13 protein-coding genes are annotated in these 19,747 nt (G+C 64.0%); 7 read left to right on the top strand and 6 right to left on the bottom strand.

From position 1 onward, the window contains the following. Positions 1 to 123 precede the first annotated feature (123 nt). Positions 124 to 948 (top strand): SDR family oxidoreductase, encoded by an 825-nt coding sequence (locus A4H34_RS09915; protein WP_009199928.1) that lies wholly within the window; start codon positions 124 to 126, stop codon positions 946 to 948. 288 nt (positions 949 to 1,236) lie between these two features. Here the strand turns inward: A4H34_RS09915 and A4H34_RS09910 are convergent, their stop codons facing one another. Then, positions 1,237 to 2,256 (bottom strand): hypothetical protein, encoded by a 1,020-nt coding sequence (locus A4H34_RS09910; RefSeq protein WP_064231985.1) that lies wholly within the window; start codon positions 2,254 to 2,256, stop codon positions 1,237 to 1,239. A gap of 1,014 nt (positions 2,257 to 3,270) precedes the next feature. On the opposite strand from A4H34_RS09910, the gene A4H34_RS09905 reads away from it, so the two are divergent. The 3 genes from A4H34_RS09905 to A4H34_RS09895 all read left to right on the top strand — a co-directional run bounded on the left by A4H34_RS09905 (position 3,271) and on the right by A4H34_RS09895 (position 10,841). Then, positions 3,271 to 5,298, top strand: a complete 2,028-nt coding sequence (locus A4H34_RS09905) for a DUF5979 domain-containing protein (protein WP_064231984.1) — start codon at positions 3,271 to 3,273, stop codon at positions 5,296 to 5,298. A gap of 512 nt (positions 5,299 to 5,810) precedes the next feature. Then, positions 5,811 to 9,065, top strand: a complete 3,255-nt coding sequence (gene ileS, locus A4H34_RS09900; RefSeq protein WP_064231983.1) for an isoleucine--tRNA ligase — start codon at positions 5,811 to 5,813, stop codon at positions 9,063 to 9,065. A 60-nt stretch (positions 9,066 to 9,125) separates the two neighbouring features. Next, the gene (locus A4H34_RS09895) at positions 9,126 to 10,841 is read left to right on the top strand and encodes a bifunctional folylpolyglutamate synthase/dihydrofolate synthase (RefSeq protein WP_064231982.1); all 1,716 of its coding nucleotides are present in this window, start codon (positions 9,126 to 9,128) and stop codon (positions 10,839 to 10,841) included. On the opposite strand, the gene A4H34_RS09890 is transcribed toward A4H34_RS09895, so the two are convergent. Then, the gene (locus tag A4H34_RS09890) at positions 10,838 to 11,041 is read right to left on the bottom strand and encodes a hypothetical protein (protein WP_064231981.1); all 204 of its coding nucleotides are present in this window, start codon (positions 11,039 to 11,041) and stop codon (positions 10,838 to 10,840) included. The genes A4H34_RS09895 and A4H34_RS09890 overlap by 4 nt on opposite strands. Positions 11,042 to 11,066: 25 nt before the next feature. On the opposite strand from A4H34_RS09890, the gene ndk reads away from it, so the two are divergent. Both ndk and A4H34_RS09880 read left to right on the top strand, forming a co-directional pair. After that, positions 11,067 to 11,483 carry a nucleoside-diphosphate kinase gene (gene ndk, locus A4H34_RS09885; RefSeq protein WP_009199920.1) on the top strand — a complete coding sequence of 139 codons (417 nt, stop codon included), beginning with the start codon at positions 11,067 to 11,069 and terminating at the stop codon, positions 11,481 to 11,483. Between the two features lie 18 nt (positions 11,484 to 11,501). Then, positions 11,502 to 11,783, top strand: coding sequence for an HPr family phosphocarrier protein (locus tag A4H34_RS09880; protein WP_009199919.1), 282 nt, complete (start codon positions 11,502 to 11,504; stop codon positions 11,781 to 11,783). A 189-nt stretch (positions 11,784 to 11,972) separates the two neighbouring features. On the opposite strand, the gene A4H34_RS09875 is transcribed toward A4H34_RS09880, so the two are convergent. Genes A4H34_RS09875 through A4H34_RS09860 form a run of 4 tightly spaced genes read right to left on the bottom strand, consistent with a single transcriptional unit; the run spans position 11,973 to position 15,607 of the window. After that, on the bottom strand, positions 11,973 to 12,956 hold the full coding sequence (locus A4H34_RS09875) for a glycine betaine ABC transporter substrate-binding protein (protein ID WP_064231980.1): 984 nt from the start codon (positions 12,954 to 12,956) through the stop codon (positions 11,973 to 11,975). Between the two features lie 2 nt (positions 12,957 to 12,958). Next, the gene (locus tag A4H34_RS09870) at positions 12,959 to 13,708 is read right to left on the bottom strand and encodes an ABC transporter permease (protein WP_009199916.1); all 750 of its coding nucleotides are present in this window, start codon (positions 13,706 to 13,708) and stop codon (positions 12,959 to 12,961) included. Further along, a complete protein-coding gene (locus A4H34_RS09865; protein ID WP_064231979.1) occupies positions 13,705 to 15,057 on the bottom strand; it encodes an ABC transporter ATP-binding protein in 1,353 nt (450 codons plus the stop codon). Before A4H34_RS09865 ends, A4H34_RS09870 begins: the two co-directional genes overlap by 4 nt. After that, positions 15,050 to 15,607 (bottom strand): ABC transporter permease, encoded by a 558-nt coding sequence (locus tag A4H34_RS09860; RefSeq protein WP_231871031.1) that lies wholly within the window; start codon positions 15,605 to 15,607, stop codon positions 15,050 to 15,052. Before A4H34_RS09860 ends, A4H34_RS09865 begins: the two co-directional genes overlap by 8 nt. 308 nt (positions 15,608 to 15,915) lie before the next feature. Between A4H34_RS09860 and smc the strand changes: the two genes are divergently transcribed. Continuing rightward, positions 15,916 to 19,467: a chromosome segregation protein SMC gene (smc, locus tag A4H34_RS09855; protein WP_064232064.1), complete on the top strand. Its 3,552-nt coding sequence runs from the start codon at positions 15,916 to 15,918 to the stop codon at positions 19,465 to 19,467. Positions 19,468 to 19,747: the final 280 nt, after the last annotated feature.

Here is a 19,747-nt window from a genome sequence, read left to right as displayed (position 1 = left end):
CGAAATGCCGCGCATAGCTGGGAAGCCCGATGTGAGACGCTGGGATTGCCGGGTGCGAGACAATGGACTTGCCCGGAAAGCGGGCGGAAACTTCGAAGAGAAAGGGGAGACATGGCACGCGGAATGACAACGGCACGGGGAAGGACAATCGTGACGGGAGCGTCCACCGGCATCGGCGAGGCGACGGTTCGCAGGCTCGTCGCCGAGGGGTTCGACGTCCTCGCCACGGCGCGGCGCGAGGAACGCCTTCGGGAGCTCTCGCGCCAAACGGGATGCGACTGTCACGCAGCCGACCTGACCGACGAGGCCGACGTCGAACGCCTCGTCGAATACGCGGCTTCGCAAGGAGCTGTGACCGGGCTCGTCAACAACGCGGGCGGGGCGATCGGCGTCGATTCGGTCGCCGACGGCGATCCCGCCGCCTGGCTCGGAATGTATGAGAAGAACGTGCTGGCGACCCTCAGGCTGACAAAGGGGCTCTTGCCGCACCTGCGCGAGGCGGGCGGCGACGTCGTCTTCGTGACGTCAATGGCGGCCTTCGAAATCTATCCCGGCGGGGCTGGCTACGTGGCCGCCAAGCACGCCGAACGTGTGCTGGCCAGAACCCTTCGCCTCGAGCTTCTGGGCGAGCCGGTCCGCGTCGTCGAGGTGGCCCCCGGGCTCGTGAAAACGGAGGAGTTCTCACTCAACCGCCTTGGCGACGCGAAACGGGCGCAAGCCGTCTACGCGGGCGTCGAGGGGCCCCTCGTGGCCGACGACGTCGCCGACGTCATCGCCTGGGCCTTGACCCGCCCGCCTCACGTCAACATCGACCTGGTGCGGGTGATGCCGCGCAACCAGTCAGACGCGCGGACGCTCGTGCGCGATTCCGACGCCGACGGCGCGTTGCCCGTTTCGTCGCTCCAAGTCGATTCGTCGGGCGAAGAGCCGCCCGGCGAAACGCTCTGATCCGAGCGCGCCGCCCCGCGCGGGCGGTGTGGCGAGCCTGAGGAGCCTCCCGAGCCGACTGAAGGCGCTCGCCTCGGGGCAGGGCGGTGCGGCGCGCCCAATCTAGCGGCGTCGGCAGCCTAGCGGCCTCGGCAGCGGAAGCCTCATCCCCTCGGCCAAGGCTGACCTGTCCTCGAAAAAGGGCACGGGCGGCAAAGGGCCCGTCCTAAATGGACGGGCCCGAGGCGATGAATTGTTAGACGCCGGCTCGAATGTCGGACGTCCGCTGTTGTGTGGCTGACTTGCCTGTCAGATCTTGTTCAGGAGATTCTTGAGCGTCGGCCACATCTGGGCGTTGCGGGTGACGGCGTCCTCGTAGAAGTACCACCAGAAGTAGCCTCCGACGTACCTGCTGCCCACGGCCTCAGCCAGCTCGTTGTGCATGCCGTAGTAGCGCTTGGCGATGCGCTTCTTGGTCGCGAGGTCGGATTCGGCCTTCTCGTCGTCCGGGCCGTTGGCGGCGATCTCGCCGATTCCAAGCTTCGCCGACGGGAAGGTCTTGCCCAGGCTCTTCAGCGCCTCAGCAAGGTCGCTGGAGCTTGGCTGTTGCGCGGGGGTGCAGGAGAACTCGTAGACGGACAGGAACATGTAGTCGACCTGATGCAGCTTCTCCGGCATGGTGCCGACGTAGGAGTCGAGGTCCTCCCAAGACTTCTCGTAGCATCCCCTGTGAGACCAGTAGTTGAGGGTGATCGCCGTCCGCCCTCCGTGGCGCTTGACCACGTCGTACGTCGCCTCGACCTTCTGGTTGATTTCCTGCGGGGAGTTGCCGAGCCACGAACCGTTGAGCTCGTTGCCGACCTCCCAGATGTCGACCTTGTCGCCAAAGGCTTCGATCGCTTCCTCGGTGAGGTTGCTGAGCGACTCGGCGCTTGCGGGCGCCCAGTTGTTGGCGTCGAGGATCTCAACCATGATGTAGGCGTGCGGGCGGAGAGTCTCGATGGCCTGCTTGTACTCGTCCATGCTGACGTTGGGCCGGATCACCACGCGCACGGTCAGCTTCTTCTCGCTCGAGCGAATCACGGACAGGGTCTGGTCGATGTCCTTGATCGAGGTGATGGTGATCCCGCGCAGCGGAGCCTGAGGGGCGCTGGCTTGATGCTGCTCGTTGCCCGAATTGTCGGCGTCGGAATTGTCTCCGTTCTCGTCGAAGTCGTTCCCGTCGTCGTCAGATTCCTCATCGTCGGAATCGTCGTCGCCCTTGGAAAGAACGTTCGCAGAAGCGAGCTTCTGAAGCGAATTCGAAGTGGAAGAGGCTTCAGCAAGCAAAGAGGCTTCATTTGTCTTGTTTTGATTGCCAGCAGAATCTTGTGCCACAGAGAAACCCGTGCAAAGAGGTATAGCCAGTGCAAGGGTTGCAAGTGCGGCGTGTAAGCGTGCTTTTTTGTGTTGCATACTGCGATTGTGTAGCATCATTCGATTAAGTCAAAGGCCAAGAGGCGGTGTCTTTCTACCCATGCCCTCGGCATAAGGTTGGAATAGCGGGGATATGTCCCCGTTTTCCCGAACTGTGGTCTTCGTCCAGTATTTACAAAAACGGAACTGTCTGCTACGGAAAAGTAATATGGCATTCTCGGGTCGGCCTTCGATGAGGGCTCGGTTCGGTTGGATATCCCGCCCGATCCCTGCTATCATCTTTACCATCCCAAGCGGAATTTCACGCCTCCCTTGGGTATCCTCTCCGTGGCTGGAATTTCACGCCTCCCTTTCCACGCCACGGGCGCGCAACCAACACTCGCGGTGGCGGTTGGCGACGAGGAAGTCGGCGCGCCCGCACGGTTGCGAGCGGTGCGCGCCGTCGTCGCCTGTGGAGCCTTCGGGCGATGCCGAATAGCGGGAGTCGGCCTTCTTGTGGCGGTCTTCGCCTTGACGAGCAACCCCGCCTTGACAAGCAGATCCTCACCCTAGCGGGCGACGCGCGTGCATCAACGGTGCAGGCCTCGCGGGTCTGCGGCTCGAATGGATTTTGCTTCATCGGATTCTGGGCAGTCGGCGTCACAGATCTCCCGGACGGCGCGGTCCCCCTGAGGGCTGATCGGCCCTCGGCTTGCCCAAATGCGCGCCCGCGGGCTGCGCTTCGCCGCAGACGGCCAAAATGCGGGGCGGACAGGGGCGCGTCTCGGTTAGTTTCAACGGGTGGGACTACGACTTCCGCTTCATTCTCAGGTTGTATGTTTGCGCCGAAAATCCTGGAAATGCGGTGTTATCGTGTCTGGGTAATTTACCGACCGGACCCGCTGAGACGCACGGGCCCGGGCTTTTCAGCGAAAGGCAAAGAAAAGAATGGGCACAAAGAAAAAGGGGAGACTCGCTGCCCCTGCCCGAGCGTTGGGTGTGGTTGTCGCGTCCGCCCTCTCCCTGGGCGCGCTCGTCATTCCCGGCGTGGACTCGGCGCATGCGGACCCCGCCACCGGCAATGAAACAACCGGGGGAACAGGGGATTCACAGCGGACCGTTTCCATAGGCGGCATCGCTTCTTCGGGCCTTGGCAGCATAGTCGCCCCGGGGGCCTCCGGCGCAAAGGCGACGCCTTCGGCCAAGCAGAGCGCTGCGGGGAAGAAGGCGGGAACTGCAACCCCGGCCGCTTCAAAGGCCGCCGCCGGCGCAAGGCCCGTCGCATCCGCAGGGACGACGGCGCCCGCCCAGGCCAAAGCTTCCGCGAAAGCGGCGGCCACGTCGGCCCCGATCGCTGCTGCGCAGGCGACTTCCGGGAACCGTCCCGCGGCGACCGCAGAGGACAAGCCCGCTGAAGCGACCGGCGAATTCACCGTCGTCAAGAACGTATACTCGCCGCCGAACTTCGTGGCGCCCTCGACTTTCACCGTCAATTACGTCTGTCGCAATGCGGCAGGGGCGACGACGAAGGAAGCCGCTCTCACGTTGACGCCGGGCACTCCTGTGAGAGTCGCCGACGTCCCCGAGGGAACCTGCACGGTGACCGAGCAGGACGCTTCCGTTCCGAACGCTTACTGGCGCTACGATATCGTCGCGTCCACCAGCCCCGCCCCGCCGCCTCCCGGCGGCCGCAGCCCCCAGTCCGTCCCGCAGGCCGGTCAAAGCAACAAGGCTCAGCAATCGACCGATTTCGCGATTGTCGCGAACCGTCCGGTGGGAGTGCGAGTCAATAACTTCTATCGCCCGTACAGCGGCGTCGTGTCTATCTCCAAAGAGGTCCTCGGAGATGGGGCGAAGCTCGCCCCCGCGACTTTCGAGTATGAGTATTCGTGCACGGACGACGACGGCAAGGTCCTTTCCAGCGGCACGGTGAAGGTCGAGCCCGGCAAGGAAGTCAAGATCGACAAGCTCGGCGGCGATCGCTGCAAGGTGACTGAGAAAGACGCCAGCGTAACCGGAGCGACGCTCGCCGTGGAAATGTCCCAGGCGCGCGAGTGCCAAGGGCCTCCGCCCGGACAGTCGCCTCAGAGCCGTCCGGCGTCGGTCGCGAAGACGGCTTCCTCCGCCGCAGCAAAGAAAGCGTCCACTTCCAAGGCCGCATCCCGTGCGTCGTCGGCGAAAAAGGCCGCAGTGGACGTCGCAGCCCGCTCGATCGATTTCGACCTGCCCCGCGGGCCGATGCCGTGCGAAATCAAAGTCAAAGCAAAGAACACCTACACCATGGACTACGCCTCGTTCTCCGTGGCGAAGAAGATAGAAGCCCCCACGGACGTCGACCTTTCCAAAAAGAAGTTCGTCTTCGGCTACATCTGCAAGCCGGCCGGAGAAGACGAGGTCAAAGGCAAGATGGAGGTCTCCGGAGACGGAACCGCGACGCCCTTGGGCAAACAGCTTCCAGTGGGAACCTCCTGCACCGTGACCGAAGATGAAACTTCGGCGCAAAACGGCGATTACAAAGTCAAAATCGCCGAGCCTCAAACCTTCACCTTGGAGGAGAAGGACGCCGTCAAGGCCCTGACCTTCACGAACGTCTACACCAAGCCGACCCCCTCGCCGACGCCGTCGCCTTCGGAGACCCCGTCGCCGTCGGAGACCCCGACGCCGACGCCGTCCGTCACATCGACGCCTTCGGTCACGGCCACCCCCTCGGTGACGCCTTCGACCACCCCTTCGAAGCCGGTCGCCGATCCGTCGAAGCCGGTCGCCGATCCGTCGAAGCCGGTTCCGCCGATGTCGAATGCTGGAAAGCCCGTTCCTCCGAACGCCGCCAAGCCAATGGCGCCGAAAGTCGAGCAGAAGGCGGCCAATCGCGGCAGGTCCCTTCCCAACACCGGAGCCTCGGTCGCGGGAATGGCAGCCGTCGCACTGATTGCCGCAGCGGGAGGCATCCTCATCCTTCGTCGTAAGAAGGCATGATCCTCCTGTGAGAGCCGGAGCCGAAAAGCCGCGGCTTCGGAGACGGCTCCCGTAAAGCCCGTAAAACGGCCGGGAGCGTGAACCCTTCCTCTACGTCCCCCGAGGATCGACGGGCACAATAAGTCGGCCCTGTCGATTCTCGGGGGACGCCTTTGTCGTTTTCCGGGAAGGATCGACAAGCCTTCGTGGTTTCCTGGCGAAGTTTCTGGCCAGGGGAGAAGGTTTCCAACGTCACTTCTCTGCCTCTTTCGATCTGCCGAAAACATCGCTAGAATAAATTTTCGCGTTGACCCGGCTATCACCGGCGAGCTCCCGGAAGAACCGGAAGGAACATCGTCCTTCGAAATGAGATCTTCGAAGTTCAGTGTTTCCGTCCCAAGTAGAACCGGGCGGTTGGACCCGTCATCGTCCCAATGAGAGGCCACGCATCGCGCGGGGCAAGCGGGGTGGTACCGCGGCTTAAGGCAACCGCTGAGAGTCGTCCTCGCTCGGGCGATGTATGAGGAGCAACAATGGGTGCTAAAGGCCACTATCCCCTGGACCGTCAGGCGCGCGTCGAGGCGTCGCCGGACTTCCCGAAGATTGAGGAGGGCATTCTCGCCTTCTGGAAGAAGGACGGGACCTTTCAGGCGTCCATCGACAACCGGCCCGCGGGACCGAACGGCTCCAACGAGTTTGTCTTCTATGACGGCCCCCCTTTCGCAAACGGGCTGCCCCATTACGGCCACCTGTTGACGGGGTACATCAAGGACGTCGTCGGGCGTTATCGGACGATGAAGGGATGCCGCGTCGAACGCCGCTTCGGTTGGGACACCCATGGGCTTCCCGCCGAGCTCGAGGCTCAGCGCCTTCTGGGAATCGAGGACGTTTCGGAGATCACGCGCGAGGGAGGAATCGGAATCGAGGCCTTCAACGAGGCCTGCCGGTCCTCAGTGCTCCGCTACACCGACGAATGGCAGGAATACGTCACCTGCCAGGCGCGATGGGTCGACTTCGACAACGACTACAAGACCCTCGACCCCACCTACATGGAGTCCGTCATGTGGGCGTTCAAGACGCTCTACGACAAGGGCCTCGTCTACAAGGGCTACCGGGTCCTTCCATACTGCTGGAACGATCGCACCCCGTTGTCCAATCACGAGTTGAAGATGGACGACGAGGTATACCAGGACCGCCAGGATGAGACAGTCACCGTCGGCATGCGGCTGGTCGAGCCCGTCCGCGAGGGGGCGGAACGCCCCGAGTTGATCCTCATCTGGACGACCACGCCGTGGACCCTTCCGTCGAATCTCGCCGTCGCCGTCGGGCCGGACGTCGACTACGCCGTCGTCCGCGTCCCCGAAGCCCTCGACTCGCCTGTGGCGGGCGAGGACGTCATCGTCGCCGAGTCGCGTCTCAAGGCTTACGCGAAAGAGCTCGGGGAGGAGCCGGACGTGCTCGCTCGGATTCGAGGCAGCGAGCTCGCAGGCCGCAGGTACCATCCGATCTTCGACTACTTCAATGCGCCCGAATATCTCGAAGAGGGCGCGGATCCCGGGCCGAACGTATGGACCGTCGTCGGGACGGATTTCGTCACGACGGAGGACGGCACCGGTCTGGTCCACCTCGCGTCCTTCGGCGAGGACGACATGATCGCCTGCCAGGAGGCCGGAATCGGCACGGTCGCCCCGGTCGACGAAGGAGGCTGCTTCACCGCCGAAGTCCCCGATTACGAGGGCTTGCATGTCTTCGATGCCAACAAGCCGATCATCGCTGATTTGCGCGACTCGAGCGGGCCGCTGGCTGCGATCGAGCGCGACAGGCGAGCCGTGCTCGTCCAGCGCAAGAGCTACGTCCACAGCTATCCGCATTGCTGGCGCTGCCGCAAGCCGCTCATTTACAAGCCTGTGTCTTCCTGGTTCGTCAAGGTGACGGCCATACGGGACCGCATGGTCGAGCTCAACCAGGAGATCACGTGGACGCCCGAACACGTCAAAGACGGAATCTTCGGCAACTGGCTGGCCGGAGCGCGCGATTGGTCGATCTCGCGAAATCGCTACTGGGGCGCCCCGATTCCCGTGTGGGCAAGCGACGATCCGGACTTCCCCCGCGTCGACGTCTATGGCTCCTTCGCCGAGCTGGAGAGGGACTTCGGCGTGGAAGTCACCGATCTGCATCGTCCGTTCATCGACACCTTAACCAGGCCCAACCCCGACGATCCGAGCGGGAAATCGACCATGCGCAGGGTGAGCGACGTCCTCGACTGCTGGTTCGAATCCGGCTCAATGCCCTTCGCCCAGGTGCATTATCCGTTCGAAAACAGGGAGTGGTTCGACAACCACTACCCCGGCGACTTCATCGTCGAGTACATCGGGCAGACCCGCGGCTGGTTCTACACCCTCCACGTCCTCGCTACGGCGCTTTTCGACCGGCCGGCTTTCCGCAACTGCGTCTCGCACGGCATCGTCCTGGGCGACGACGGGCGGAAGATGTCGAAGTCTCTTCGCAACTACCCTGACGTCTCCGAGGTCTTCGCCCGGCACGGCTCTGACGCCATGCGCTGGTTCCTCATGAGCTCGCCCGTGGTGCGAGGGGGCAATCTTGTGGTCAAGGAGGCCGCGATCCGCGACGCCGTGCGGCAGGTGCTTCTTCCGCTGTGGAACGCCTACTACTTCTTCACCCTCTATGCCGGGGCGGCCGACGGCGGCCAAGGCTATCTCGCCGAGAGCATCGACCTTGCCGACGCGCAGGCCCTCGCCGCGCTCGACGTGCAGGACCGGTACGTTCTGGCGCATACGAAGAGGCTCGCCGACGCCGTGCGCGAAGACCTTGACGCCTTCGACATATCGTCGGCGTGCCAGAGCGTTCGCGATTACATCGACATGCTGACGAATTGGTACGTCCGCACTTCGCGCGACCGTTTCTGGAACGAGGATGAGAGGGCTTTTGACACGCTTTACACGGTGCTCGTCAACGTGTCGAAGATCGTAGCGCCGCTTCTGCCGCTTCTGGCGGAGGAGATGTACAAGGGACTGACGGGCGAGCGCTCGGTGCACCTGACGGATTGGCCTGAGCTTCCCGAAACATGTGACGACCCCGAGCTGGTCGCTCAGATGGACGAAGTGCGCGAGATCGTCTCGGCCGGGCATTCGTTGCGCAAGGCGAACAAGCTCCGCGTCCGACTCCCGCTGAGGACTCTCTGGATCGTGTCGAATCAAGACCTCTCCGAGTTCTCCGACCTCGTCGCTTCGGAGGTCAACGTCAAGGAGGTTCGCCTCGAAAGCATCGAGACCTGCGGCATGACGGCAACCCGGGAGCTCGCCGTCCTTCCGCGCGAGCTCGAGCCCGAGCAGCGCAAGCTCACGTCGTCTCTTTTCAAGGCGGCCCGCGAGGGTGCCTGGGAGGAAGTCGACGGGGGAGCGGTGCTTTACACGGATCCTCCGGTTCGCCTCAGGGAGGGCCAGTACACGGTGACGACGTCGGTCGTGGCCGACGACGGCGCCGTCGCGACGATCCTGCTTTCCGGCTCGTACATCGCCCTCGACGTGAACGTCGACGACGATCTTGAAGCCGAGGGGTATGCGCGCGACGTCGTGCGGGCGGTGCAGGAGGCCCGCAGAGCCGCCGGCCTGCACGTCTCCGACAGGATCGCGCTCACGCTCGGCGTCCCTGAGCCGCGAATCGGCGCGGTCGAGGCGCACATCGACTTCATCGCGGGAGAGACGCTCGCCGTGCGCACCGACGTGCGGGCGGCTTCCGATCTCACAATCGACGTCGAAAAGGCTTGATTCGAAGCCGAAGCGAACAGACATGCGGGGAACGGCCAGATGACGACGAACGGAGGTCCGATGCAAGGCCAAGGCGGCCCCCTCGGGAACGGCCCTGACGACAAAGGTCCCGACGGGCGAGGCTTCGATGGGAGGGAGGGCGCCCGCGGCGAAATGCGGGGCTTTCCGGGTGAGGGCGAGCTTCAAGGCGGAGAAGGAATGGGCTCCGCCTTGAAAAGGGAGCCAGATGAGCAGACTCGAGACGAGGAGGCCGCGCGCCTGGCGCGGGAGGCCGCGGAGGACGAGGAGTTCGACGCCGCCGTCAAAGCCATCGTCTCCTCGGGGCTTGTCGCGGGCCCCGATCCGAGCGTCGTTGCGGACGTCGTCGCGGACGATTCGAAACCCGGCCCTCCGCCGGACGCGGTCGCCGAGGCGGAGAGGATTGCTCTGGACGGAGCGGTCGACGCCGTCTACCGCTCGATCCTCACCCGCGCGCCCGAGCACAAGGTGCAGCCCTCGCTCGAACGCGTGCGCAAGGCTCTGGCGATGCTGGGCAATCCCGAGCGTGCGTTTCGGTCGATTCACATCACGGGAACCAACGGAAAGACCTCCACCGCCCGGATGATCGAAGCCCTTCTGCGCGAGCGCGGCCTGCGCACGGGCAGATTCACCTCGCCTCACCTGACGTCGGTCCGCGAACGCATGGCCATCGACGGCGCAGCGATTTCCCGCGAGGACTTTCTTGCCGTGTGGGAGGAAGTCAATCCCGTCGTCGAACTGGTCGACCGCGAATCGACGGCTGCGGGCGGGCCGCGGATGAGCTTCTTCGAGGTCTTCACCGTCATGGCCTACGCGGCCTTCGCAAATGCGCCCGTCGATGTGGCCGTCGTCGAAGTCGGAATGGGCGGGCTGTGGGACGCGACAAACGTCATCGAGGCCGACGTCGCCGTCATCCTTCCCGTGGCCATGGACCACGAGCGGTGGCTCGGCCACACGATCGAGGAGATCGCGCGGGAAAAGGTCGGAATCGTCAAGCCCGGCTCGTTCGTCGTCTCGGCGGAGCAGGAGGACTCCGTCGCGCAGATCGTGATGGACGCGACGCGCGAGGCGAAGGCCCGCCTCGTCGCGGAGGGCCCCTCGCTGCACCTCGTCTCGCGCGAAACTGCCGTCGGCGGCCAGCTCGTCACCCTTCAAACCCCGGCGGCCCGCTACGAAGACGTCCCGCTCGCGCTCAAGGGGGAGCATCAGGCTCGCAACGCCGCCATCGCCCTCGCAGCGGCGGAGGCCTTCTTCGGGGGCGGCGCCTTTGCGGCCGACGTCGTCGAGCACGCCTTCATGTCGGTTTCGTCTCCGGGGCGTCTGGAGATCGTTCGAAGCTCGCCGACGGTCGTGGTGGACGCCGCGCACAATCCGCACGGCGCGCAGGCGACGGCCGACGCTCTGCGCGAGTACTTCCCGGGCAGGCTCGTCGGCGTCGTTGGGATGATGGCGGACAAGGACGTCGAGGGCTTCCTCGGGGTCCTCGAGCCCGTCTTGGACGCAGTCGTCGTCACGGACATCGCGTCGGATCGGGCGATGGACGCCGACGAACTCGCAGACATTGCGGGCGGCGTTTTCGGAGACGGACGAGTTTTCGTCGAGCGAAACCTGGCCGAAGCGATCGACCGCGCCGCTGGTCTGGCCGAGTCCGACGACGGCGCGCCGATGGCCTCGCCTGCCGTGGTCGTCCTCGGCTCCATTCAGCTGGTCGCCGCCGCCCGCACGCTCATGGGAAAGCCGGGGGCGGACGGAGCCTAGTGCCTGCGCGCGTCCGCACGCAGCGTTCGCATGCGGTATCCGGCGGTGTCCGCGTGCACCCCGGGCGCCGTCGAACGCCGGTGAGGCGGCGGCAGAACGCGGCCGACGCCCAACGCCGAGGCCTCTAAAAGCAGCCTCGAGGGCGGCCCCAGCGAGCCTTCTGAGCCCGGTATTCTCGGGACGATGGGCGTGCCTTCCATCCCGCTTCCATGAAACAATTAGCCCATGGATTCCCAGCGCATCTTCATTCTGGTCAAGCCCGACGGCGTCGAGCGGGGGCTCGTCGGCGAGATTCTCGGGCGCATCGAGGCCAAAGGATACAAGCTCGAAGACCTCAGATTCATGCGGGCGAAGGAAGAGGTTCTCCGAGTGCACTACGCGCATCTCGCCGATAAGCCGTTCTTCCCCGAAATCGTCCGATACATGACTCGCGGCCCCGTAGTCGCCGCCATTTTCAGTGGCGCGAACGTCATCGAAGGCGTACGGGCGCTGGCGGGCGCCACGAACCCGACCCAAGCTGTTCCCGGTTCCATCCGCGGCGATCTGGCCCGTGAATGGGGTCACGGAAACATCGAGAACCTCATCCACGCCTCCGATTCCGACGAGAACGCGGAGAAGGAAATCTCACTCTGGTTCAACTGATTCGAAAGGAAACCACATATGTCAGACAAGAGCACGGGGTATTCGCGAGAGGTCGTTGTCACCGACGACGGCGGCCTTCACGTCAGGCCCGCAGCTCAGCTTGCCCAGCTTGTGAAAACTCTGGGCGGGAACGTTTTCATCGACGGCGTTTCGGCGGATTCGGCCACAGAGCTCATGGCAGCCGGTTTCCGCGAGGGCCAAAAGGTGACCGTCTCCAGCCCGAACCCGGACAAGCGCGAGGCGGTCGACGCGATCGCGGACCGCATCGCCGGGGGCTTGGCCAACGCCAGGTGGGAGTGAGCCGAACGGTCGGCTAGCCGTCGGCCGTTTGGGCAGGCATTGCCGAGGCGCCCGGGCGAGAGTCTGGACGCACAAATCCGGAAGCATAAGAGACACATAAATGGGGGCAGCGGAAAGCGCGCTGCCCCCATTTATGTGTCTCTCAGGCTTCTCCTTGCGGCGTACGCGTGACGTCGGTGCCCGCAATGCTCACTTTCTGGTGATGAACCCCTTGGAAACCAGCCAATCGCGGGCGACCTTCGAGGGATCCTGGCCTTCGACGTCGACCTTGAGATTCATCTCCCGCATCTCGTCGTCCGTCAGCAGCGGCGCCATCTGATCGAAGTATGCGCGGAGCTTCGGGAACTTCTTGACGAGTGACGTCGCGTATATGGGAGAGACGTTGTAAGCCGGGAAGAAACCGAGATCGTCTTTGAGCACCCGCAAATTGAGTGACTTGATGCGCCCGTCGGTCGAAAAGACCTCGCCGAAGTTACACGATCCTCTGTCGGTTGCCGTGTAAATCGTTCCCGTGTCCATGACGGAAACGTTCCGCTCCGGCACGCCGTTGGAGCTTCCGCGTGGAATTCCGTACTTGCTGAGCAGCGGATTGAGGCCGTCGGTGCGGGAATTGAACTCTGCGTCGACGCACAGAGTCCGATCGGCAGGAGGAAGCTTCGCGATGTCCGAGAGTTTCTCAATCCTCTTTTCCTTCGCGTATTCCTCGCGCACCGCCAATGCGTAAGTGTTGTTGAGCTTCGAGGGTTTGCCCCAGGTGATTCCGTTGGACCGATCCTGGTCGCTCACTGCCTTCCACTGCGCCTTCTGGTCTGCCATTCCGCGTGTGTGACCCATATAGGTGAGCCATGCGGTTCCGGTGTACTCCCAGCCCAGATTCGTCTTGCCGTTGACCATGAGCTGACGGGCGGGCTGAGAGCCCGGGACGCTCGTCATGTCGACGACGTCGAAACCGGAGGCCTCGGCGGTGTAGACCGCAATTTTGCCGAGGATCAGCTGCTCCGTGAAAGCCTTCGACCCCACGGTGACTTTCGTGCCCTTGGCCCCGGGAATCGGCTTGATCTTGCCGGGGCCGACGGGCTTGATGCCGGAAGTCGACGGCTGGAGCCCGCACGCCGTCAGGCTCATCAGGCAGGCAGTCAGCAGCGCGAGTGCGCCTTTTCGTTTCGCTCTCATATTCACAGCCCCTTCGGGTAGAAGACGAATTCGACGACGCGTGCCGCCCAATCGACGGCGAGTGCCAGAACGGCGACAAGCAAGGAGCCGAACACGAGCACTCGGGTCAGGCTGAGGTTGACCCCCGTCGTGATGAGGAGGCCGAGGCCGCCGCCCTTGACGAATGTGGCCAGCGTGGCGCTTCCTACCAGGAGGACGAGCGCCGTGCGGATGCCCGCGAGCATGACCGGAACGGCGAGAGGAAGCTCAACCTTGGCGAGAATGGCAGGGCTTGACATTCCCATGCCCCGGGCTGCCTCGACGAGCTTCGGGTCGACCGCCCGCAGGCCCACCATCGTGTTCTTCAGTACTGGCAGGAACGCGTAGACCACCAGGCTCGCGAGCGCCGCTTTGTATCCGAAGTCGAGCCAGAATGCGAAAAGGACGACGAGGCCCACCGTCGGAGCGGCCTGTCCGATGTTCGCGAGCACCATGACGGGTGTGGACAGGCGTCGGAACGGCTTTCTCGTAAGGATGATACCTATTGGAATGGCCAACGCGAGCACGATCACCGCTGACACAACTGTCAGATTGAGGTGCTCCAAAGTCAGCTTTTGCAGCTGGGCGGGGGCGAGGGTGACTCTTTCTGTTTCGCTCAAATCCGCGGTATTCCGCCATGTCAACATGACGATGAGGATGATGAGCAGGGCAATGGGCTGGACGAGCAGGCTCCTCCACGTCAATCCATTGACCTTTTTCCTTGCCTTGGTCATACGCTCTCACCGCTGTTCTCGAGGGTCGCGTCTGCCTCGGGCGCCTCGGCGGCCGGGGAGCTCCCGGAAGCTTGCGATTCGTCCTCGGAATCGGCGTCCTCGGAATCGGCGTCCTCCGTGGAGGCTCCCGCGTTGTGCCCCATCGGCGCGTCAGGAGTGTCTTCCGGATTCTTCGAGGAGATCTCTTCCATGGCTCGAATGACGGTGTTGACTGTGATGAGTCCGAGGAACCGGCCCCGTTTGCCGTGGACGAGCGCTTCGGTCGATCCTGCAACCAACATGGCGTCAAGGGCGTCGTCGAGTGACGAGCTGGCGCCCACCAGCGGGAATTCGTCGGAGTACTTGGTCTTCACCCGGTCTGTGCGCAAAAGCTGCTTGGGCGTGACCCATCCCACCGGGCGTTCTTTGAGATCGAGAACCACCGCGTGGCGCACTTTGGCGTCCCTGATCCGCTTCGCGACCTCGCGTGTGTCTTCGCCGGGGCGGGCGCGAACGGCTTCCTTGAGCTGAACCGCGCTGACCCTCGCGAGGCCGAGCTGGCGCAGACCCGCGCCCGAGCCGATGAAGTCTTCGACAAATTCATTTGCGGGGTTCGCCAAGATCTGGTCGGGGGTGTCGTACTGCATGATTTGGCCGCCGACGTTGAAGATGACGATCCAGTCGCCGAGTTTGATGGCCTCGTCGAAGTCGTGCGTGACGAAGACGACCGTCTTGTGGAGTTCGGACTGGATATGGATGAGCTCGTCTTGGAGACGCTGGCGGGTGATGGGATCCACGGCGCCGAATGGCTCGTCCATGAGGAGGACCGGCGGGTCCGCGGCGAGGGCGCGTGCCACGCCGACGCGCTGCTGCTGGCCTCCCGAGAGCTCCTTGGGGTAACGGCTGCGATATTCGCTGGGTTCGAGCGAAACGAGGTCCAAAAGTTCGTCGACGCGTTCGGATATCCGCTTCTTGTCCCATCCGAGAAGTTTGGGGACGATGGCGATGTTTTCAGCGACCGTCATATGCGGGAGGAGGCCTCCTGCCTGGATGACGTAGCCGATGTGGCGGCGCAGTTTGTCGCCGTTCATCTGCGTGACGTCGTCGCCGTTGATGACGATGCGGCCGGATGTGGGCTCGATGAGCCGGTTGATCATCTTCAGCGTCGTCGTTTTGCCGCACCCCGACGGGCCGACGAACATGACTGTTTGGCCGGCGGGGATTTCAAGCGTGAGATGGTCTACTGCGGGCTGAGCGCCGCCGTAGTCCTTCGTCACCTCCTCCAAGATGATCGTGGCGCCGGTGATTGAAGGGTCGTCGGTCGCGGAATCGGTCCCGAGGATCGGGTTGGCAGAATTGTTCTCAGACATTGATACCTCGTGAAATCGTCAGACGGCCGAGCAGAACGAGGAGACCGTCAAGTATGAACGCCAGCAAAATGATGGCCACGACGCCGGTGAGGACGGACTCGAAGGAGTTCGCCCCGCCGAGGCGCGAAAGGCCGGAGAAGATGTATCCTCCGAGCCCGGGGCCGAGCACGTACGCGGAGATCGCCGCGATGCCCATGGACATTTGCGCCGAAACCCGCATTCCCGCCAATATAACGGGCCAAGCGAGCGGAAGCTCGACCTTGAGGAAGGTCGCGGACTTCGACATCCCTTGGCCCCTGGCGGCTTCCACTGTGTTGCGGTCGACGCCGGAAAAGCCGACGAGGGCATTGCGCAGAATTGGCAAGGCCGCGTAGAACGTCACGACGACGACCGCGGGCAAAACGCCGAAGCCTGCTGGCGCAATAAGCAAGCCAATGAGGGCAAACGACGGTATCGTCAACCCTATGGCGGAAACATTGTTTGTAAGGGATGTAAACAGACTGCTCCGATAGCTCAGCGCCGCAACGACCGTTCCGATGACGGTTGCCAACAGCAAGCACTGCGTGACTAGCGAAAAGTGCTGCCAGGCGGCGAAGAGTATCTGATCCCTTCTTTCTAAGATAAAACTAACCATTGGGTATTCTCACTCCCCGTGTAGTGGCACGACTTTTGGGGATTGTCTCGTACGGTGACATATCATTCCTCATTTTATCCGATAGGTCAAGGGGTGTGCTCACACTTGACATATAGCTTTTCGACGGGTATGGCACCGTTAAATTCCGCGAAAAATAAGGGATATGTTATAGCCTGCGGGCCAGAAAGATCACGTAATTTGCCTATGTGTCTTATTGTGTGTACGTGCACCTGAAGTCTTTGACGCTCCGAGGGTTCAAATCCTTCGCGACCGCCACCATTCTGAGATTCGAGCCGGGAATCAACTGCGTCGTAGGCCCGAACGGATCCGGCAAGTCGAACGTCGTCGACGCGTTGGCTTGGGTGATGGGCGAACAAGGCGCAAAGAATCTTCGCGGAGGCAACATGGCCGACGTCATCTTTGCGGGAACTTCCAAGCGCCCCGCCCTCGGCCGGGCGGAGGTCTCGCTCACGATCGACAACTCCGACGGGGTTTTGCCGATCGACTACACGGAAGTGACGATTTCCCGAACGCTTTTCCGCAGCGGGGGATCCGAGTACGCGATCAACGGCACATCCTGCAGGCTGCTCGACATTCAGGAGCTCCTTTCGGACACGGGCATGGGGCGGGAGATGCACGTCATCATCGGCCAGGGCAAGCTCGATGAAGTGCTCAAAGCCGGCGCGGAGGACCGAAGGGGGTTCATCGAGGAGGCGGCAGGAGTCCTCAAGCATCGGCGGCGGAAAGAGAAGGCCTTGCGCAAACTCGAATCGATGAGCGGGTCTTTGGCGAGGATTGAGGATCTTTCGGCCGAATTGCGCAGGCAGCTCGGGCCCTTGGCGAGGCAGGCGGAAGCCGCCCGCAAGGCCCAGGTGATGCAGGCCGAGGCCCGCGACGCCAGGGCGCGGCTGCTGGCCGACGATCTCGCGCAGCAGCAGGCGAGGGTCGAATCGCACGAGGTCGACGAATCGAAGCTCTCGGAACGGCGAGCGGCCGAAAGGGCGCGAGTGGGCGACGCCCAAGCGCGGCTCGCCCGGCTCGAGGCCGAGGCCGCCGCAGCGAGCCCCGAGCTGGCGGCGCTCGTCGAAAGGTGGGAGAAAGCGGCCTCTCTCGAAGAGCGCTTCCGTTCCTTGAGACAGCTCGCCGGTGAAAGGCAGCGCTCCCTTGCGTCTGCGGCGAGGCCCTTCCATGGGGAGAGGCCCGAGGACATCGTGCGGCGGGCCGGTCGGGCGCGCATCGAAGAGGACGAGCTGAGGGCGCGGGCCGCGACGGCGCAAGACGCCCTCACGGCAGCGATATCCGAACGTGAAGAGGCGGAGGACGCCGAGCATCGGGCCGAACGCGAGCGCGCCGCCCTCGCCAAGGCCGCCGCCGACAAGCGCGAAGACGCTGCGAGGATGGCCGGGCAGATCTCCGCTGCGTCAAGCCGGGTCGAAGCCCTCGAAGCCGAGAAGCGCAGGGCGGGCGAAAGCCTGGAGGCGGCGAAACGGCGGGCCGATCAGGCAAAGGCCGAAGTGGCTCAGCTCGAGCAGGACATTGTGGCTGGAGCCCAAGCCGAAGACCCGCTGACCGAGCGGCACGAGGCGAACTCCGCGGAGCTCAGCGCCGCGGCGGCCGCGCTAGAGGCGGCCCGCTCCCGCTTGCTGGAGGCGAGATCCCAGACCGCTTCGTGGGAGGCGAAGGCGCAGGCGCTCAAGGAAGCCCTCGCCCCCGAAGACGCCACGGCGTGGGCATGGGGCAATTGCGCGGGAATAGACGGGCTCGTGCGCGAGAGCCTAGCCGTTGACGGGGGATGGGAGGCCGCTGTCGAAGCGGCCCTTGCGGGAACCGCAGGAGGCCTCGCCGCCGAAAGCCTTGATTCCGCGGTTGACGCGTTGCGGGCGGCCCGCGAGGCGGAGGCCGGAAGGCTCCACCTCGTCCACCCCGGCGGAGCGAGGCGAGAAAGCGCGGAGCGCCTTGTGCGTGAGGCCGTCGCAGCGGCGGGTTTGGGTCCGGATCGCGCGGTGGCCGCGGGCGACGTCGTCCGCGCAAGCGGCTCATCGGCCGATTCGATCGCGAGGTTCCTCGCAGAATACGCCCTTGCCCGGGACCTTGAGGACGCTCGTCTTTTGATTCAGGCGGGCGCTCCGGCCGCGGCAACGCTCGCGGGAGACGTGATCGATCGCGAATTCGCACGGGGCGGCGAGGTTTCGCGGGCTTCGACCTTGGCCCGCAGAGCGGCCTTCGAAAGCGCGGAGCGGGAAGCGGAGAAAGCCCGCCGGGAAGGTGAGACCGCCGAGGAAGGCGTGCGTCGCTGTCAGGAGCGTCTTGCCAGGGCTCGTTCGGAACACGAGAAAACCGGGGCGGAATTGGCCGCCCGGGATTCGCGCGAGGCGGCGGCAGCAGCGCGGCTTGGCGTTTTGAGGCAGTCCCTGTCGGCGTCGCGCAGCGAAGCCGAGTCAAACGCGTCACGCCTGGACGCCCTCGACGTCGAGTTAGGCAGCAAGCGCGAGGAACTCGAAATTCTGTCCGCCCGGCGCGACGCCGTGCAGGCGGACCCCGACGACCTCGCCGAACGGGTCGTCCGAGCCGCAGAGTCCCAACGCGCCGCCCACGAACGCACGCGCGAATGCCGCCACCGCGAAACGGAGGCGCGGCTGGCTCTGCGAACGGGTGAGGAACGGCTGCGAGCTGTGGCCGGGCGCGCCGACGCCCTCATGAAAAGCGCGCAGGCGCTCGCGGAAAGGATCGAACGCGAAGAGCGTCAAGCCCGGCGCAGGGAGCGCGCGGCGGAGCTGGCGGGCCGTGTGGCCGAGTGGGCTTCCCGAGCGTCGGCGGTGGCGCAGCGGGTGCGCGAATCGGCCGAGAAGAGGCGAAAGAGCGGGGAAGAGGCGCGCGAGCTTCGCAATTCCGCCCTGAAGGCCGTTCGGCGGGAGCTTGAGGAGGCGAACGCCGCTTTGCGCGAGCTCGAAGACGCCGCGCACCGCCACGAACTGCTTCGGGCTGAAACCCGAATGCGATACGAGCAGCTTGCCTCCAAGTCCCTGGAGGAACTCGGAGTCGAAGCGCCTGTGCTCATCGAGGAGTTCGGACCGCACCGTCCGATTCCCCTCGACGAGGGAGTCGAGGTTCCCTATGTGCGCGAAGAGCAGGAAAAGCGCCTGAAGAAGGCCGAGTCCGGCATGGCCCGCCTCGGGAAGATCAATCCCCTCGCCCTCGAAGAGCATGCCGCCCTCGAAGAGCGGCAAAAGTACTTAGCGGGGCAGTTGGCGGATCTCAAGCGGACACGCGAGGACCTTCTTGGAATCGTCCGCACGATCGACAGGCGCGTGCAGGAGGTTATGGCGAGCGCGATAGAGGACGTGTCCGAGCGCTTCGCCGACGTCTTCGCGCGCCTCTTTCCGGGCGGGGAAGGCCGCCTAGTCCTTACCGACGACGACGTTCTCACCGCCGGCGTCGAAATAGAGGCGCGTCCTCCCGGCAAACGGGTCAAGCGGCTGTCCCTTCTTTCTGGAGGCGAGCGTTCGCTCACCGCCGTGGCATTCCTCGTTGCCATCTTCATGGCCCGGCCCTCTCCGTTCTACGTCATGGACGAGGTGGAGGCGGCGCTCGACGACGTCAATCTGTCCCGACTGATCGAGATATTCTCCGAGCTTCAAAGCTCGTCTCAGCTGCTGGTCGTCACCCACCAGAAACGGACGATGGAAACGGCAGACACGCTTTACGGCGTGACCATGCGGGAAGACGGCGTTTCCACTGTCGTTTCGCAGCGCCTGCGCGACGTCTCGCCCGCCTGAAGCGCTTCGAACGGAGGTCCAAGCAAGCGAAGACGCTCGAATGGACGCAAATGCGGCCGAACTTGCACGACGCCGCACGAACTGGAGAGAAGCACTGTGAAAGAAAGCGAAGGCGTTCGAAATGACGCGAAGGTCTCGGAGCGGACGCGAAGGCCTTCCAACGGGTGTGAAGACCTCGGTGGGAACGACGTCGCCTCGGAGCAGACGTCGGTGTACACAACGGCTACATGCGCCCGAAAGTTCCCGCGAAGTCGCCCATTGGTCATGGCTTTGACAGAAT

The sequence above is a fragment of the Peptidiphaga gingivicola genome, assembly GCF_001652275.1.
GTDB lineage: Bacteria > Actinomycetota > Actinomycetes > Actinomycetales > Actinomycetaceae > Peptidiphaga > Peptidiphaga gingivicola.
The sequence above is the reverse complement of the archived record's forward strand: the minus strand, read 5'-3'. Positions and strand labels throughout refer to the sequence as shown.

Bases quoted from the DNA above. Each gene is read 5' to 3' on its own strand.
- A4H34_RS09915 (WP_009199928.1), top strand. From the start codon at position 124: ATGACAACGGCACGGGGAAGGACAATCGTGACGGGAGCGTCCACCGGC.
- ileS (WP_064231983.1), top strand. From the start codon at position 5,811: ATGGGTGCTAAAGGCCACTATCCCCTGGACCGTCAGGCGCGCGTCGAG.
- A4H34_RS09870 (WP_009199916.1), bottom strand. From the start codon at position 13,708: ATGACCAAGGCAAGGAAAAAGGTCAATGGATTGACGTGGAGGAGCCTG.
- A4H34_RS09880 (WP_009199919.1), top strand. From the start codon at position 11,502: ATGTCAGACAAGAGCACGGGGTATTCGCGAGAGGTCGTTGTCACCGAC.
- A4H34_RS09890 (WP_064231981.1), bottom strand. From the start codon at position 11,041: ATGGAAGGCACGCCCATCGTCCCGAGAATACCGGGCTCAGAAGGCTCG.
- A4H34_RS09875 (WP_064231980.1), bottom strand. From the start codon at position 12,956: ATGAGAGCGAAACGAAAAGGCGCACTCGCGCTGCTGACTGCCTGCCTG.
- A4H34_RS09895 (WP_064231982.1), top strand. From the start codon at position 9,126: ATGCAAGGCCAAGGCGGCCCCCTCGGGAACGGCCCTGACGACAAAGGT.
- A4H34_RS09905 (WP_064231984.1), top strand. From the start codon at position 3,271: ATGGGCACAAAGAAAAAGGGGAGACTCGCTGCCCCTGCCCGAGCGTTG.
- A4H34_RS09865 (WP_064231979.1), bottom strand. From the start codon at position 15,057: ATGTCTGAGAACAATTCTGCCAACCCGATCCTCGGGACCGATTCCGCG.
- ndk (WP_009199920.1), top strand. From the start codon at position 11,067: ATGGATTCCCAGCGCATCTTCATTCTGGTCAAGCCCGACGGCGTCGAG.